At 40.2% G+C, this 16,781-nt stretch carries 15 protein-coding genes; 3 read left to right on the top strand and 12 right to left on the bottom strand.

The window, feature by feature from the left end:
* Positions 1-2: 2 nt before the first annotated feature.
* The 8 genes from SLH46_RS05605 to SLH46_RS05640 form a co-directional block, all read right to left on the bottom strand.
* Positions 3-485, bottom strand: a complete 483-nt coding sequence (locus tag SLH46_RS05605) for a hypothetical protein (RefSeq protein ID WP_320280175.1) — start codon at positions 483-485, stop codon at positions 3-5.
* Between the two features lie 257 nt (positions 486-742).
* Positions 743-3,034: a polyribonucleotide nucleotidyltransferase gene (locus tag SLH46_RS05610; RefSeq protein WP_320280176.1), complete on the bottom strand. Its 2,292-nt coding sequence runs from the start codon at positions 3,032-3,034 to the stop codon at positions 743-745.
* Positions 3,035-3,153: 119 nt separating this feature from the next.
* Positions 3,154-3,423 carry a 30S ribosomal protein S15 gene (rpsO, locus tag SLH46_RS05615; RefSeq protein ID WP_320280177.1) on the bottom strand — a complete coding sequence of 90 codons (270 nt, stop codon included), beginning with the start codon at positions 3,421-3,423 and terminating at the stop codon, positions 3,154-3,156.
* A 784-nt stretch (positions 3,424-4,207) separates the two neighbouring features.
* Positions 4,208-4,627: a hypothetical protein gene (locus SLH46_RS05620; RefSeq protein ID WP_320280178.1), complete on the bottom strand. Its 420-nt coding sequence runs from the start codon at positions 4,625-4,627 to the stop codon at positions 4,208-4,210.
* Entirely contained in the window at positions 4,618-6,252 is a 1,635-nt protein-coding gene (locus tag SLH46_RS05625) for a helix-turn-helix domain-containing protein (RefSeq protein WP_320280179.1), read from the bottom strand. The genes SLH46_RS05620 and SLH46_RS05625 overlap by 10 nt, the downstream gene beginning before the upstream one ends.
* Positions 6,253-6,386: 134 nt before the next feature.
* Positions 6,387-7,634: a T9SS type A sorting domain-containing protein gene (locus SLH46_RS05630; RefSeq protein ID WP_320280180.1), complete on the bottom strand. Its 1,248-nt coding sequence runs from the start codon at positions 7,632-7,634 to the stop codon at positions 6,387-6,389.
* A 69-nt stretch (positions 7,635-7,703) separates the two neighbouring features.
* Positions 7,704-8,258 carry a hypothetical protein gene (locus SLH46_RS05635; protein WP_320280181.1) on the bottom strand — a complete coding sequence of 185 codons (555 nt, stop codon included), beginning with the start codon at positions 8,256-8,258 and terminating at the stop codon, positions 7,704-7,706.
* Positions 8,259-8,376: 118 nt separating this feature from the next.
* The gene (locus tag SLH46_RS05640) at positions 8,377-10,410 is read right to left on the bottom strand and encodes a helix-turn-helix domain-containing protein (protein WP_320280182.1); all 2,034 of its coding nucleotides are present in this window, start codon (positions 10,408-10,410) and stop codon (positions 8,377-8,379) included.
* Positions 10,411-10,583: 173 nt separating this feature from the next.
* On the opposite strand from SLH46_RS05640, the gene SLH46_RS05645 reads away from it, so the two are divergent.
* Entirely contained in the window at positions 10,584-11,012 is a 429-nt protein-coding gene (locus SLH46_RS05645) for a hypothetical protein (RefSeq protein WP_320280183.1), read from the top strand.
* Here SLH46_RS05645 and hydF read toward each other — a convergent pair.
* Entirely contained in the window at positions 11,002-12,231 is a 1,230-nt protein-coding gene (gene hydF / locus SLH46_RS05650) for a [FeFe] hydrogenase H-cluster maturation GTPase HydF (protein WP_320280184.1), read from the bottom strand. The two genes, SLH46_RS05645 and hydF, sit on opposite strands and share 11 nt — an antisense overlap.
* A 109-nt stretch (positions 12,232-12,340) precedes the next feature.
* On the bottom strand, positions 12,341-12,658 hold the full coding sequence (locus SLH46_RS05655; RefSeq protein ID WP_320280185.1) for a hypothetical protein: 318 nt from the start codon (positions 12,656-12,658) through the stop codon (positions 12,341-12,343).
* Between the two features lie 205 nt (positions 12,659-12,863).
* On the opposite strand from SLH46_RS05655, the gene SLH46_RS05660 reads away from it, so the two are divergent.
* Positions 12,864-14,126, top strand: a complete 1,263-nt coding sequence (locus SLH46_RS05660) for a sensor histidine kinase (protein WP_320280186.1) — start codon at positions 12,864-12,866, stop codon at positions 14,124-14,126.
* Positions 14,127-14,130: 4 nt separating this feature from the next.
* Positions 14,131-14,823, top strand: a complete 693-nt coding sequence (locus SLH46_RS05665; RefSeq protein ID WP_320280187.1) for a response regulator transcription factor — start codon at positions 14,131-14,133, stop codon at positions 14,821-14,823.
* Between the two features lie 56 nt (positions 14,824-14,879).
* Here SLH46_RS05665 and SLH46_RS05670 read toward each other — a convergent pair whose 3' ends face one another.
* Both SLH46_RS05670 and SLH46_RS05675 read right to left on the bottom strand, forming a co-directional pair.
* Positions 14,880-15,182 (bottom strand): hypothetical protein, encoded by a 303-nt coding sequence (locus SLH46_RS05670; protein WP_320280188.1) that lies wholly within the window; start codon positions 15,180-15,182, stop codon positions 14,880-14,882.
* Between the two features lie 188 nt (positions 15,183-15,370).
* Positions 15,371-16,765 carry an aspartate ammonia-lyase gene (locus SLH46_RS05675; RefSeq protein ID WP_320280189.1) on the bottom strand — a complete coding sequence of 465 codons (1,395 nt, stop codon included), beginning with the start codon at positions 16,763-16,765 and terminating at the stop codon, positions 15,371-15,373.
* Positions 16,766-16,781 lie beyond the last annotated feature (16 nt).

A 16,781-nucleotide genomic window follows, 5' to 3' on the forward strand; every position in this document is an offset into this window, starting at 1 on the left:
TTTTACATCAGCTTTTTGTCTTTTCTGATCTTTTTATCTTTTAAATGCCCCCATACATAAGTTGGCAAAAGACCAATAGAGAATCCGATAAGAAAAAGTTCGAGTTTGAGGTCGGCATTCAGTTGCATAAGCAGGTAGCCCAAAATGGAGCCGGCGATAATTCCGAAAAATGAAATGAGGTAAGTAAAATAATAAGGCGCATAAAAACCATGTTCTTTTTGCATGTGTTTTGAAAGGCGGGTGATCAGCCGGTCGTAATCACGGCGTTGTTTGCCAACGTTGTTTACAGCCTTGTCAATGGTCTTTACAGCTTCAGCAATATCGATTTGTGCCTTTTTACAATCCGGACAGGAAGCTGAATATTCATCAACGCGCGAAATATTTCGTTTAAACTCGTCGATGCGGAAAAAGCGCAGGTCTTTATCGTTTGCACTTGCTAATTGTTCGTCAATTTTCTCTATCAAATTCTCTGACCAGTTGCCCATATTTTACAAATTTTGGTGGCGAAGTTAAGAAAAGGAAGTTAAAAGTTAAACCAATTGTATTTCAAAGAGAGCCTTGTCGAAACTTTGAAATTACAATGGTTAATGCCGATAGAGAATTATAAAGCTTTGGGGAGCTTGCGAATCCAAAGCTCAATTAATTTCTAATCGGTATCATTTGTCCTTGGTTACCGGGAAACAAAAAACGCCCCACCAAAAGGCGGAGCGTTTTATTATTTTGCTTGAAAATTATTCAGCTCTTAGTCGTTATCGCGACGAGGACGGAATTCTCTGCGATCACCACCTCTGCGGTCATCACGTCTTCTGTCACCACCTCTGCGATCATCGCGTCGACGATCTCCTCCACGGTTATCGGCACGAGGTCCGCGGTTTTCTCTTGGTGGACGTTCCACATAACCTTCAGGTTTTGGAAGCAATACTTTGCGCGAAAGTTTCAGTTTACCGGTTTTTTCGTCAACACCGATCAGTTTCACTTCAACAATTTCGCCTTCTTTTGCAAAGTCTTCTGCGTTTTCAACGCGTTCCCAAGCCATTTCAGATACGTGCAATAGACCTTCTTTTCCAGGAATAATCTCGATAAATGCTCCGAAAGAAACTACCGATTTTACTTTACCTTGGTAAATTTCACCAACTTCAGGAAGAGCAGTAATGGCTTTAATTTTAGCTTTTGCAGCTTCAATTGGTTCCAATCCGGCTCCTGAAATTTGAACCAAACCTGCATCGTCAACTTCTTCGATAACGATTACAGTTTCAGTTTCTTCCTGGATAGCCTGAATAACTTTTCCACCAGGTCCGATTACCGCACCGATCATATCTTTAGGAATCTGAACAGTTTCGATACGAGGAACATTTGGTTTAAAGTCTTCGCGAACTTCAGGAATCACTTTCATCATTTCACCCAAAATGTGTAAACGACCTTCTTTTGCCTGCTGAAGTGCTTCAGCAAGAACTTCGTAAGGAAGTCCGTCAACTTTAATATCCATTTGAGTTGCAGTGATACCATCGGCAGTACCTGTTACTTTAAAGTCCATGTCGCCCAAGTGGTCTTCATCACCCAGGATGTCTGAAAGTACAGCGTATTTTTCAGCACCTTTATCGGTAATCAATCCCATTGCGATACCTGATACCGGTTTTTTGATTTTTAAACCGCAGTCCATTAATCCCATTGTCCCGGCACAAACAGTTGCCATCGATGATGAACCGTTTGATTCAAGAATATCTGAAACAACACGAACAACGTAAGGCGTGTCAGCAGGAATCATTTTCTTCAATGCGCGGTGTGCCAGGTTACCGTGACCGATCTCGCGACGGCTGGTTCCTCGTGGTGTTTTAGGATCGCCAACACAGAATGGAGGGAAGTTATAGTGTAACAAAAACTTCTCTCTTCCCTGAACAGTTACCTGGTCGATAATTTTCTCGTCCATTTTTGTACCCAATGTAACCGAAGTTAACGATTGAGTTTCTCCACGGGTGAAAATTGAAGATCCGTGTGCACCTGGAAGGTAATCAACTTCTCCCCAGATCGGACGGATTTCGTTAGTAGCACGGCCGTCCAAACGAATTGAATCGTCTAGGATCATACGACGCATTGCTTCTTTTTCAACATCGTGGTAGTAACGGCGAATAAGTTTTTCGTTGGCTACCAAATCAAGCTCCTCGTTTTCGGCGTTTGCCTCAAGGTAAGCTTCAACATATTCGTCAACAACAGCAGCAAAAGACTCCATACGCAGGCTTTTGTTAGTGATCTGTTGTGTTGCAATAGCATATGCTTTTTCGTAAAGATCGGCTTTTACCTGGGTACGCAACTCTTCGTTGTTGTTTTCGTGGCAATATTCACGTTTAACAACTCCAAGTTCTGCGGCCAGTTCTTCCTGAACTTTACAGTGCTTTTTAATTTCTTCGTGAGCAACTTTAATCGCCTCTAACATTACTTCTTCCGAAACTTCATCCATTTCGCCTTCAACCATCATAATGTTGTCGAACGATGCACCAACCATAATATCCACATCGGCTTCGGCCAATTGTGAGTAAGTTGGGTTAATTACGAACTCGCCATCGATGCGGGCTACGCGAACTTCCGAAATTGGAGTAGTGAAAGGAACATCTGAAACAGCGATTGCTGCTGATGCTGCCAATCCGGCCAAACAATCCGGCATTTCGTCTTTACCTGACGAAATCAATGAGATCATTACCGCAGTTTCTGCGTGGTAATCTTCCGGGAAAAGTGGACGAAGGGCACGGTCAACAAGACGTGCAACCAAAATTTCTTCGTCACTCGGACGGGCTTCTCTTTTCAGGAAACCACCCGGGAAACGTCCTGCGGCTGAAAATTTTTCGCGGTAATCAACCGATACCGGCATAAAGTCTACATCTTCTTTAGCTTCTTTTGCCGACACAACTGTTGCCAGCAACATGGTGTCACCCATTCGAACCACTACCGAACCATCGGCTTGTTTTGCCAATTTGCCGGTTTCAATGGTAATCGTCCTGCCATCGGCAAGTTCGATTGTTTTAACTGTAGCGTTTACCATAATTTTAATCAATAATTTTTGCGGCCTGTAAGCGGCCTTTGTTAATTACAATGGGTGGTGAGGTTTTGCAATTTACAAAAAAAGAAAGGCAATACCAATGCATTGCCTTTCATTATAATCTACTTACGTAATTTCAATTCTTTGATGATCGCACGATAACGCTCGATATCTTTTTTAATCAGGTAGTCGAGCAAACTTCTACGCTTTCCTACCAACTTAATCAATGCACGACGAGTGCTGTGGTCTTTTTTGTTTTGTTTCAGGTGTTCAGTCAAGTGGTTGATTCTGAATGTGAACAATGCAATTTGACCTTCTGCACTACCTGTGTCCTGAGCTGATTTGCCATGTTTGGCAAACATCTCTTGTTTTTTTTCTCCTGTTAAATACATTTTTTAAAGAACTATTTGTTATACAATGTTTACACCGCAACATCGCTTTCAATAGAAACGGCATAAAATTAATTCGGCGCAAAAGTAATTAAAAGATTTTGATTGGCAAAGGGTTGAATCTTTTTCCTGATTAATATTGTTTAAGCAGGATAGAGAGCACAAATATACAACAGTTTTTAACCACGAATGCAAAAAGTTAATAACAGTGTTATGAATGATAAAATTAAAGATATTTCGCTCGTGATAAACAGTTGTTAAGAATGCTATTCACGGTAAGTTGTTGATAAGTAGAGAAATGAAAAATGAACATTTTAGTATTGATTCCTTAAACTTGTACTACCCTTATTTTTTATCATTATACATTATTGAATGTGGGGGTGGTCGTTGGGCTACCCTTTTTCTTTTTACGGGAATTAAAAAACCACCCCATGGTTATGAGGTGGCCCAAAACTTAATGTCTATGGAGGTCTTTGGAATTCCCTCCTTTAGAAAATAGATTTTCATAGTTCGGAAAACCCCGGTATTTCTTCAAATTCGTTTGTTCCATGTAGTGAGACAGCTAAATATGGTGGTAAGGAAGAATGAGATTACTTAACTTTCACGATCTTATTAATCAGAAGATGAAGAAATGATATTTTGTACGTTTAAAGTTCGGGAATAAAATGAAACTTATGTTATCATTATAGCATCACTTGATAGTACGTATAGCTTTTGAGTTGAAATTATATTGCACGAATTGAACATATTTTGCAAAACGTGTTTTATGCTCGTTTTTCGTCGCTCGCTATTCTAACCGGATATTGTTGTTCTCGAGCCAGATTTTCACTCGTTCTTGTTCGTTTTGGTATTTTGTTTCTACATCGGCAACAATATTTTCGAACTCGGTTTCTCCTCTCATCTTATCAAATAAAGGATCTATTTTAATAAGGTCAACTAGCCAAATCGGCATATTAACTTGCCTGGTAAGCTTGTTTAACCACAAATAGGCTTGTTCTTTTTCGCCATAAAAAGCATAAAAACCAGCGAGGTCGTAATGTAAAAAATTGGAATAGAACCTGCCTGATTCAATTGCCTCGAGACAGGCTTGTTCCTGCAGTTGAAAATAATATGCTGCCGTATCCCTGATGCCTTGTTGGTAATAAATGTAACCAATTCTGTGCATGTCGTTAATGGCAAGATTAGTGGGGATTTGAGTTAAGTCCATGTATTTTTCATGTAGAGAAATGCCTTGTTTTGCTGAGCTGCAAAAGAATTGTAAACAGCCAGGTCCCAAAGAACTGATGTGTTTGTTGAATCAAAAGAGAGTGCTTTTTCCAATAGCTGAATAGATCCCCGAACATCTTCGAGCGACTCATTAATTAAGAAGTATTTAGCCGAGTCACTATCCAGTTTAAAGGCTTCTGTCTGGTAATATCTGGCTTCATCGCGGAATCCAATGCTTCTGTAAGCAGATCCCAACAGTCGTAGGATGGTGGGCAACATAACTCCCTTATGACGCGATGCCGCCATATGGCAGTAAAGTATTGTCATTGAAAAATCGTTCCAGGTAAACAACTGTGCCAGACCAAAATAGGCCATCCAGTTATTTGGATTAAGTTCAATGGCTTTATCGAAATCTGAAAGTGCTAAATCATTAAAGCCTTTTATCCGATTGTATTCTGCCTTTATGATATAAGCGTCGGAGTTATTTTTATCCAGCGAAAGCGCTTTTTCAGCCAGCCATAACACCGAGTCGAGATATTCCTCGGAGATGCTACTTTTCCAAAAATTTTGGTTCCATTCTAAAAGAGCCATTCCGGTATAAACCGGTGCAAAATTGGGGTCGTATTCCAGCGCTCTCGAATAAAGTTCTTTTGCATTTTTAAGTGCCCGCTTATCTTCGTTTATCCAGTATTTCCATTGTTGTTCGCGTGCGCGTTGGTAAAAATCGTTGGCTGTTAAACTTACTGTCGGTATTTTTTCAATTCGTTGTCTTTCTTCAGTAGAGATATTGGCTCCCATTTTGTTCGCGACGGCCAGTGCAATTTCGCTTTGAGTGACAAATATTTTGTTTTGATCGCCGATGTACCTTTCCGAAAACAGAACTGTTCCATCATCGGCATTAATAAGACTCACATAAAGTACAATATCTGTTTCTATTTCCTGAAACGTCATTTTTAGCAAAGCACCAACTTTTAATTCTTCAACGAACTCTTCTTCGGTTGTTTTCTTCGATTGGTATAGTTTTACCGAATTGACGTCTATTACGCGCAGATCTTTAATTCTTGCCAGGTTATTCTGGATATCCTCGCAAACACCATCGGCCAGGTATTTGTGTTGCGTATCGCCAAGGTAATTAACCGGAAGGACGGCAATTGATTTCTCTATTGGAGATTTTTTTGTGAGGAAGCCATATTTTTTTGTCACAATCAATACGAGAATTGAAAGAACGAGAATTGACGCGGCAATAAACATGTACCTTTTTGAGCGTATTCTTTTTGATTCTGAAGTTTCAGGTTGATGGGGCAGTTCCCGTTTTTTGAATTCGCCGGGCGAACATCCGTAATGCTCATGAAAGCATCGGTTAAAATAGGTGGGGCTTCCAAAGCCAACTTTGTAGGCAATTTCCGAAATGGTGTGGTCATCTCCTTGAAGCAATTCGCACGCTTTTTTTAGCCTGATTTCGCGAATAAACTGACTGATATTTTTATTGGTGTATTGTTTAAGCCAACGATGCAGTGTTGAATGACTGACATTCATTTCGTGGGCAAGTTGATGAGGGCCAAAATTCTCATTTTCCAGATTTTCCCGGACAATCAGGGTAAGTTTTTGAATAAAATCATGGTTCATCTATGTTAAGGTATGAATTAGTGGTTTTTTCACATACCTCAAAATACGTAGTAAGCCGATTATGGTTGCGTTGCAGTGTGTGAACAATTTTTTTTAAGGACGCGGTAAACTGATATGCTATATTGTATACTCATCTATTGCTTGACAAACTTTTGTGTGAAAACCTCCTTGCCTGATTCAATTTTAAGTAAATAGATTCCGCTGGTAAGCTGCGTCAGGTTTAATGTTGTATGGCTTTGGGCAGAGGTAGTCTGTTTTAACGTTCGACCGTTTAAATCGCAAATACTTATTTGGTTTTCACCCAGCAGTAATGAAACATCTAGCTGAATAAAATCTCGCGCTGGATTAGGATAGATACTTATTTGGTTTTCGAGATTGTTGGCAGTTTCTATGGCGGATACTCCTTCCTTCAATGTAACAAGTCCTTTGCCTGTTCCAATCCATTTTGTACCATCCGAGTCGATTAGAATTTTATAAACTTTATCGGAAGGTAATGGTGAATTTCCGGTGTTATAAACGCTCCATATTGAATCGTGCAGGCACATCAGACCTTTATCGGTTCCGCACCAAACCTTTTCTTCTTCAGCAGCAACGGTATGAATGTAACTTGGCGAAGGAAGTTGGTACAAATTCCAGCCAGAATCGTTATATGAAATTAATTGCGACTCGTAAGTAGCTTCTTCGTGATTGTAAGTTGCCAGCCCCGACATCCATTTTGTATTTCCCGTATCGATACTTAAATTCCTTAAAGAAATAACACCTATTGATCCCAGGGTAGACATACTATCGGCGAACCATTCATTCATGCTCCAGTTTCCGTTTTCATTTATCAGTTCGCATACCTTGCTGAAAATCCCGGAGAAAGAGCTGCTTATAAACCATAAATCACCATCTGGGTCTGTTGTAATCGAATTTATTCCCCGATACTCAAAGGCATCAAACACTTTTATACTGTCTCCCTCGTATCTTCTCAGGTCGTACTGATAGCCAATCCACATAACTCCACGTTGTGTTCCGGATATTTTCCCGACAGGCTCCAGATTAATCACCTTCCAGTTATTCCCATTAATCAATTTATACGATCCCGTAAATGTTCCAATCCAGGGAGTCCCGTTATTGTCGCATGCAACTGTTAGAAAATAATCGTTCGAAGAACTATTCACGTCTCGAATAGAAAACGTCTCAAAATTTCCCGATTCTTTGTCGAATTTAATAAGCCTCGTAGCAGAGCCGTCGATAAGCCACAGGTAATCGCCGGCATTTGTTATATCGTGAATACTAATCCCGTCGATATAGGTTCTCCATTCGGCGTTTTCCAGGTTTTGTCCCGAAACCGACAGCAACAAACCTAAAAGTGTGAAGAGTAATAGTAGCTGTTTCATGGCATTTAGATTTTAAGATTAGCTGCATAGGTTGTTTTTATCCGTGCAGCTAATCCAATGGGGATGTCGTTATTTAAGTACCAATGTAATTTCGCCTTCTTCATCCCAGCTTATTCCACCATCCGGGAGCATTTTCGCATTTAATATTTGTGTTGTGCCGGTAAGTCCTTCAAAACGGCCGGTTCCTCCCTCGTAGTTAAAATAGCCCCAGATATCTCCCGTAACCACATTTATGTACATGTAGCAGGTTCCAAATGTTCGGTTGCCATTTGTTCGCAGCATATCTGCCCATACAACATTTAGTGCAACCGGACCTTCAGGAGTAATTTCTGCCACACACCACAATTTTTCGTATGTGCTTTCATCGTGGACAATGGTTCCTAGAATATTTTCATGGCCGCTTATCCAGCCCCTGCTACAAAACTCGATTCCCAAATATTCAGGAGTGCATGTAATATTTGGTGCTTCATCGTCGCCATTTACAGTTGCCCAACCTTTAATCTGAAATGTTTGCGTTTTTTCGTACTTGGCACTTTTTAGGCTGTCATCAGGTTCAACAAAATCATCCTGGCATGCAGTAGCCATGATGAATATTCCGATAAGTAAGAAGATTAATCGTTTCATAATACTATGTTTAAAGTTATTAGCGGCTACAATTTCTGAAAATTAGAAATGCATAACATAGCAACTATGTGCAGGTTGTTTCGAATCGGTGTCAAATGTTTAGACTATTGGTCAGGAGCTAATTGAGTGGTTGAAATAGCTCCTGTTGTTGAGCCCAGTTTCGGAGTTGGTCGCGTTTTTTTTCGGTTCGGATTTTAACCTGGCTCAATATTTCCCGATATTCATCTTCTTCACGAATAGTGTTAAACAGCGGGTCGTTTTTCATATAGAAATATAAAAACCACAGAATTGAATTCTGCTGAAGTAATTTATTCAGGTTCTGGTAAGCTTTCTCTTTTTGCCCCAAAATAGCATAAGTTGCTGCCAGGTCGTAAAATGCTTCTTCTTTGTTACCCATGCTGATTAATTGCCGGTCGACTTCAAGTTGCCGTTGAAAGTATTTTGTGGCAGTTATTGTATCTCCATTAACCAGAAATACATAGCCAATGCGGTGATGTTCATTGTTCAACTTATAGTTCATTTGATCGGTTATTTGAATAACCCTCTTGTTGTACAATGTTGCTTTAGAATAGTCTTTTAGTAAAGTATAATTAAATGCCAAAAGCTGGTTTGCATTGAGGTTTATGGAGTCGATCGACCGGGCTTTTTGTGCATAATTAACAGCATTAGCGAAATGTTCATTGTACTCTTCAATAAGCGCTAATCGTTTGAAATAATACACTGAATCGTTGTCCCATGTCAGTTTTTGAGTGAGTATTTCTTTCCCTTCTTCAAAAAGTCCGTTAAGAATAAAAATAAAATTTAGCTTATCCATCATTATCGGATATTCCGGCCCTTTCCGTCTTTTGGTGGCCTCAAAAATATTCTCAGCGGCTTTTATGTTGTTCTTTAGTAAGTAAAAGTTTCCTAATCCATAAAACGCCTGCCAGTTATTAGGATTGAAATGTAAGGCCTGCTCGTATTCATTAATGGCTTTATCCGACTGGATTGCACTGTAAAAATCTCCTCTCAGCGTATAGGCTTCTGACAAGGTGTTGTTTAGTCTTAACGCTTTGTCTGCCAGGATTAATACGGTGTCGAGGTAGGTGTCTTTAAAAATATCTGACCAGGTGGTTTTATCGTAGGCAACCCGGGCAAGTCCAACAAAAGCCTGAGCAAAAGAGGAGTCATTTTTAAGCGCCATTTGATAATAGTTCTCTGCCTTGTCTAACGATTCAAGATCCTGGTTATCGTGCCAGTATTCCATATGCGCGGCCCTGCCCAACTGATAAAAATCGTTGGCTTCGGAGTTCAGAGTTGGGATTTCGGTCAAGCGGACTTTTTCTTCTGGAGTGATAAACGCATTTAACTGCTGTGCCACTTCCTGTGCGATTCGGCTTTCCACTTCCAGTATGTTTTCCAGGCTAGAATTAAAGTGACGTGACCAGACTAGTTCATTATTTTTGGTTTTTACGAGGCTGACTATTAGTTTCATCTTTTTGTCTTCAACATGGAGGTTCCCTTCAAGAAGGTAATTGGTATTTAGTTTTTTGGCAAGTTGATTAGGCGCTATCCCGTTTTCAGGATTATCCAGCGGCGTAGAAATTACTATCAAATCTTCGATCAGTGAAAGCCGAGTCATAATTTCCAGCATCATTGATTGGGCGAGGTGTTCTTCGTCTTTTTCAGTTCCATGATAGTTAAACGGTAATACGGCAATCGTTTTTTGAGCTGTGTTATTGGTCTTCCAAACAGTGCTTCGAAGCGAGGGAACTAGCAGAAAAATAAGTAGAATAAGAGCGGGCACTATAAATATTAGCAACTTATATTTTTTAGGTGTTTTTTCCGATAGAATCTCTTTTTTAAACTCTCCGGGCGGTTTCCCAAATTCGTCGTGAAAACATTTATTAAAATATGCCGGGCTACTAAAACCAACCTTGTAAGCAATTTCAGCGATTGTATATTCCTGGCTCACCAGCAGTTCTTTAGCTTTTTTTAGCCTTGTTGAACGCATAAACTGGCTGATGGATTGTCCTGAATTTTCTTTAATTCTTCGGTGAACGGTTGAATGACTTTTTCCTGCGATTTTCACAAGCTGCTCAGGTCCAAAATTTTCATCGTGCATATTTTCCAGAACGATTTGGGTGAGCTTGTGAATAAAATCGAGGTTCATCGGATTAATGGAATGAATTAGCGGTTTTCTACATACAACAGAATACGTTACGGGCAAGTTATTGTTGCATTATCGTCGATCGGCTAAAATTTTAGTTTACTTGCGGTTAAAATCATTCTGTACATTAAACTTTTTTGTAGAGTTTTGGTCTTACCAAACGTAACAGGCTCGTTATGAAAATAAAATCGATTTTTTCAAAATTTGTCAGCTGGTTAAAATCTCCCGAGGTGTTTGGTAGTAAAAAGAAGCTGATTCCCGGCAAGTGGCATTTGTTTGAATATTATGTAGATGAGGGTGAAGAGCTGTTACATTTTGATGCAGATGCACTTAAGAAAAACAAAGTACTGTTTGTTTTTTCATTTCTCGAAAATCACGAATTTATTGAGGCCGGAAATGCGCCTGTAAAAATACTGGAGGGAACAACAGAAGGGAAGTGGAGCATCGCCCGAAACTTTATTACTTTAATCAACCCGAAAGATTTTAGAAACAACATCGAATTTCAGTATGCTTTTGAGAAAGGAAACCTGAAACTGCTCAAAAAGGATGCAATGGGTAAAATTGAGTTTTTTGGATTCTTTAAAAGGATGAAAGCTACTTCTTAACTTCGTTTTTGTAGATATCAAGAGCCGCAGGAAATGGTTCCAGCGCACGCTCGAAAATTCCCAGCGAATAAGCAATCGTTAGCCCATAATTTGTAAGTGGCACCCCGGCTTGTTTGGCCTTCATAATTCTGCTTAACATTTCGCGTCGGTTCCACATGCAGGCTCCGCAATGAATAATTAGTTTATACTCCGAAAGGTTAGGCGGAAAATCGTGCCCGCGCGTACTGTCAATTTGCAATTTTCCTCCAACGTATTGAGTTAGCCAGCGTGGGATTTTTACCGTTCCAATATCTTCACCGATTGGGTGGTGCGAGCAGGCTTCGGCAATTAACACTTTATCGCCGGTTTTAAGTTGGTCGATGGCCATGGCTCCACGAACCATTTCGTTAAGATCGCCCTGGTGGCGGGCAAATAAAATGGAGAACGATGTTAACGGAATTTCGGGAGGAGTGTCGGCAGCAACTTTTAAAAAGGCCTGCGAATCGGTAACCACCAGTTTTGGAGGTTTATTAAAGCGCGACAAGGCTTCGCGTAATTCACGTTCTTTTACCACCATACAAAAGGCATCGTTGTCGAGCAAGTCGCGGATACTTTGAACCTGTGGTAAAATCAGTCGTCCTTTTGGAGCTTCTTTGTCAATGGGAACCACCAAAACGGCGGCTTCTCCGGCTCCAACAAGGTCGGCCAGAATACTCGGGCGGTTAATAAAATCCTGCGGAGCAGAATTCAGCAACAACTGGCGAAGATCAAGCAAACCGGTTTTTTCGGTTGCCGAGGTTTGTACCAACTTTATCTTTTTACCGTCGAGGGCACCGATGATTTCAAAATTTTCCTCGTACAGATCGCACTTATTAAAAACCACCACAAACGGAATTTCGCGCTCGTTGAATTCATTAATAAGTGATTCTTCGTAAGCTCCCCATTCATTAAAATTCGAGACAATTACACCTAAGTCAGTCCGGTCGAAAACGGCCAGTGTTTTGGCAATTCGTTTTTCACCAAGCGCTCCAACATCGTCGATACCGGCTGTGTCGATAAAAAGTACCGGCCCCAACGGAAGCAACTCCATCGGTTTTTCAACGGGATCGGTTGTAGTACCTGCAACATCCGATACGATGGAAACATCCTGCTGTGTAAGTGCATTTAAAATACTTGATTTGCCGGCATTTCTGCGGCCGAAAATCCCGATATGTAAACGAAACGATTTTGGTGCTCTCATGTTCTCTGTTTTGCGCGAATGAAAGTACAAATTCAATCCAATTCCCGCAATTATTGCCATAAAAAAAGGGCGCCGAAGCACCCTTTAATTGATTTATCTGAAGTTGATTTTACTTCTTCTCTCCACAACAACTCTTTTTTTCTGAAGTAGCTGCTTTGTCGCCACAGGTTTTACCTGATGCTGCACAACTTTTCTTTTGTGCCTCAGAACATCCTGTTGCTTTTTTGTCAGCCTTTTTTACGGTTGTGGCTTTCTTTTCAGTTTTCTTCTTTTTTTCGTCTTCTTCTTTGCTGATTACAACAGCGCTGTTATCGTCGGCTACAACAGTAACTTCAGCTTTTTTTGTTGTATTAACCTTAACACTTGTGTTAGCCATAGCAACACTGTAAGCAGCAATAAGAGCAACTACAATGAGAATTCTTTTCATGATTTTTTAGTTTTTATTTTTGATTGTACCACAAATATATTGTTTGATAACCAATTTTGGCGTTAACGTGAGGTTAATCTTTTTAACACGAAAAGCAGGTGTGGTATTAATGGTTACTTTTGACTTTTCGTCATGCCATAAAACAATTGGATATCAATATGGTTATGGTAGTAAATAATCTTCAGAGAAAGTAAGTTCGTATTTAGTGAAAACAGTTTTTAGAAAATATTCATTTCTGCTGGCTATGCTAATCATATTGGCGCTGCTGGCTACACAAATAAAATGGATTGTTTATTCCATTCGTTTCCAGGATAAAGTGTTTCAAAAAAGTGTTGAGTTGGCGTTGGGCGAAACCATGAGCACATTAACTGCCGACAAACCACTTTGTAATAAGGTTAAAGAATGTTTGGAGTGTGATTCCGTTCGGTTGAAAACACAGCTGACAACCTCGGGTGTTTGGCAGAAAATACACGATGCCATCGAAGACGAATTACGATCGTACGATATCGATCTGGAGTACGAAATGTATATTCTGGAAAACGATTCGGAAGAATTAAAAACACTTGAAGCTGATTCCAAAGGCTTGTATTATTCCCGTTGTATGGGGGGAATAATCGGATACTCGCGTTATCAGCTGATCGTTGAATTTCCGTCGCGGACACGCTTCTTTTTTGCCACAGCGGGTTACATGTTTGTCGGCTCGGTTGTACTTATTCTGTTCCTGATCCTTTCGCTTTTTTATCTCGCACGTATTTACAACCGGGAGTTACGAATTGCCAAACATACCAAGGAGTTGTTAAACAATGTGAGTCACGAATTTAAAACACCACTTTCGTCGATTGCGTTGGCTTCGAACATGATTCGAAAAAAGCGTTATGGAACCGATGATAAAAAGTTGGGTAACTACGCCGAGTTAATTTTTAAAGAGAACCGTAAACTACAAAACCTGGTTGAAAGTCTGCTACGACTGGAAGCGGTGGAACGAAATGAGTTTGATTACAACAAGGAAAGTACATCGATTGAAGAGGTGATACAAGAAGCCGCCTCCACTTGCGAAATGTTATTAGAAGAAAAGTTTGGCCGAATTAAATACGATTTTAACTCGGACGGAGCGCAGGTGTTTGTCGATAAACTGCACTTTGTAAATGTGTTTGTAAACCTGCTATCGAATGCCATAAAATACTCGAAACGTCATCCGAATATCGACATCCTCACCCGGGTTGAAAACGAAAACCTGGTCATCCAGGTAAAAGATAACGGAATTGGAATACCTGCTAAGTTTCAAAAATATATCTTTGATAAATACTACCGTGTTCCCACAGGCGATGTTCACGACGCTAAAGGTTTTGGTATTGGTTTGGCTTATGTGAAACAAATTGTTGAAGCGCACGAAGGAGCCATATATGTTGAAAGTACAAGCGATGAAGGAACTGTATTCTGTATTCAACTGCCATTAAAAAAATCGTAACAAGATGGAGGAGAAAAGCTTAAATATCATATTGGTTGAGGATGATCTGAATCTCGGATTTTTATTGGAAGAGTTTTTAAAAAGTCGTGGTGTAAATGTAACCTTGTTCCGCGATGGTGAAGAGGGATTAGACGGTTTCAAAAAATCAACCGATTTCAACTTTTGTATATTCGATGTAATGCTTCCGAAAATGGATGGATTTACACTGGCTAAAAAGGTAAAAGCCATTCAGCCCGAAATTCCGGTGGTTTTTCTTACTGCCCGGGCGATGAAAGAAGATAAAATGAAAGGCTACGATATTGGCGCTGACGACTATATTACGAAACCTTTCGATGAGGATGAATTGTGGTGTAAAATTGTAGCAATCAGTAAACGCAGTGATTTTATTCAAACTGAAACCGAAAGCGTATACCAGGTGGGGGCTTATGAATTCGATTACGAAAACCTTTCACTGAGTTACAACGGAAATATAAAACGCCTGACAACGCGCGAGGCAGAGGTTTTGCTAATGCTTTGCAGGGAGAAACAGAATGTGGTTCGTCGTGAGCAGATTCTGACTGCCATTTGGGGCGAGAACGATTATTTTGCCGGAAGAAGTCTCGATGTTTTTATCTCGAAACTTAGAAAGTACTTTGCCGAAGACTCCTCAATTTCTATCGAGAATGTGGTTAAGGTTGGTTACATTTTACATTGCTAAATAAAAAAAAAGTCGCTCATTTTAAATGAACGACTTCCTTTATAAGTGGTAATCAACTATGATTTTCCTGATTTTTCGCCACCGCAGGTTTTGCTGCAGTCACTTTTCTTTTCTGCTGATTTTTCACCTGAACATCCTTCAGATTTAGCTTTAGCTTTTGCGTCAGCTCCGGCGCAACCTTCAGATTTAGCTTCAGTTTTTGTGGCTTTTTTACCTTCTTCTTTTTTCTCTTTTTCTACTTTGTCAGCGTTGTCAACAACCTGAACGATCTCGTCGTTTGTAACAACTGCAGCTTCAGTCATGGCTAATGAAACTCCGTAAACAGCAACAAACGCTAATAGAAATAATACTTTTTTCATGATTTAAAATTTTAGTTATTAATGAAAATTTGTTTCTCAATGTTTATTTAGACTCAATATTAATAACTTAAATCATCAAATGCAAGCATAAAATAAGACAAATGCATCCGAAAGTATTAAAAGTTCAATAAATAATTGAAAAAGAGGCGTTAAGGAGTGTGTTAATGCGTTGTTAAAATTGTTATAGTTTAATTGCCCAATCTGCAAACTGCCTCAGGAGTGATCAGTTGTTCAAATTCTTCAACACTCAAATACCCTGATTTTAAGACAGCTTCCTTTATGGATAAACCTTTGGTTTCTGCCATTTTTACAATCTCGGAGCAACGCTGGTATCCAATGGCAGGGACCAGTGCAGTTATTGTAGCGGTAGAGTTATTTACATGTGTGCGGCAAACATCTTCATTGGCGCTTATACACGACACGCATTTTTCGTTTAATAATTTACTTGCACTGGTCAGCAAATCGATTGATTCGAGGAAACTGTGTGCAATAAGCGGCATAAACTGGTTGAGTTCGAGATTGCCGGCACTGCACGCCTGAGCTATAACCTGATCGTTTCCCATAACTTTTATGGCAGCCTGTGCAACCGCTTCCGGAATTACCGGATTTACTTTTCCCGGCATAATTGATGATCCGGCCTGAAGTTGTGGCAAATTAATTTCTCCCAGTCCGGCATGCGGTCCGCTTGACAGCAAACGAAGATCGTTGCTGATCTTTAATAAATTAACTGCACATGCCTTTAATATCCCTGAAACTTCAACAAAAACATCCACATTTTGCGTTCCGTCGATCAGGTTTTCGCTTCGTGCCAGGCCAATGTTGGTGTTTTCGCGCAGTTTGTCCACCACCCTAAAAATAAATTGTTTTGGTGCACCTAAACCGGTTCCGATTGCTGTACCACCAAGATTAACCACACGCAATCGTTCTTCGCATTTATAAATGCGCCAACGATCGCGATTCAAAGCTTCGGCATAAGCGCTCATTTCGCGGCCCAAGGTTGTTAGAACAGCATCCTGAAATTGTGTTCTGCCAATTTTTACGATGTGTGCAAACTCTTTTTCCTTTTGCTGAAAAGCCTCCTGTAGGTTCAATACATTTTGTTCCAGTGTCCGCAATAAACGTATTGCAGCAACTTTTAGCGCAGTGGGGTAGGTGTCGTTGGTACTTTGGTGAAGGTTAATATCGTCGAGTGGCGAAACAATTGTATAATCGCCTATTTCTTTTCCAAGGATTTGCAGCGCCCGATTAGCCAACACTTCGTTTACATTCATATTGGTAGACGTGCCGGCACCGCCTTGCAATGCATCCACTAAAATGTGTTCATTCTGCAATCCTTGGCTCATTTCAAAAGCGGCCTGTTCAATGGCTGAAGCTTTTCTTTTATCTTCCCAGAAACCAAGCGAATTATTGGTTTGAGCGCAGGCCAGCTTTACCTCTCCGTAAGCTTTGATTAGCTCCGCGTGAACCGTCTGTTTTGCTATCGGAAAATTTTCCATCGCTCGAGCTGTATGAATGCCCCAAAGTGCATCGGCTGGCAGTTGCTTCTTACCAATAAAGTCTGCTTCTTCTCTTGTCTTGACCATGATTTGCTTGATTAAA

The sequence above is a fragment of the Draconibacterium sp. IB214405 genome (assembly GCF_033963885.1).
Lineage (GTDB): Bacteria > Bacteroidota > Bacteroidia > Bacteroidales > Prolixibacteraceae > Draconibacterium.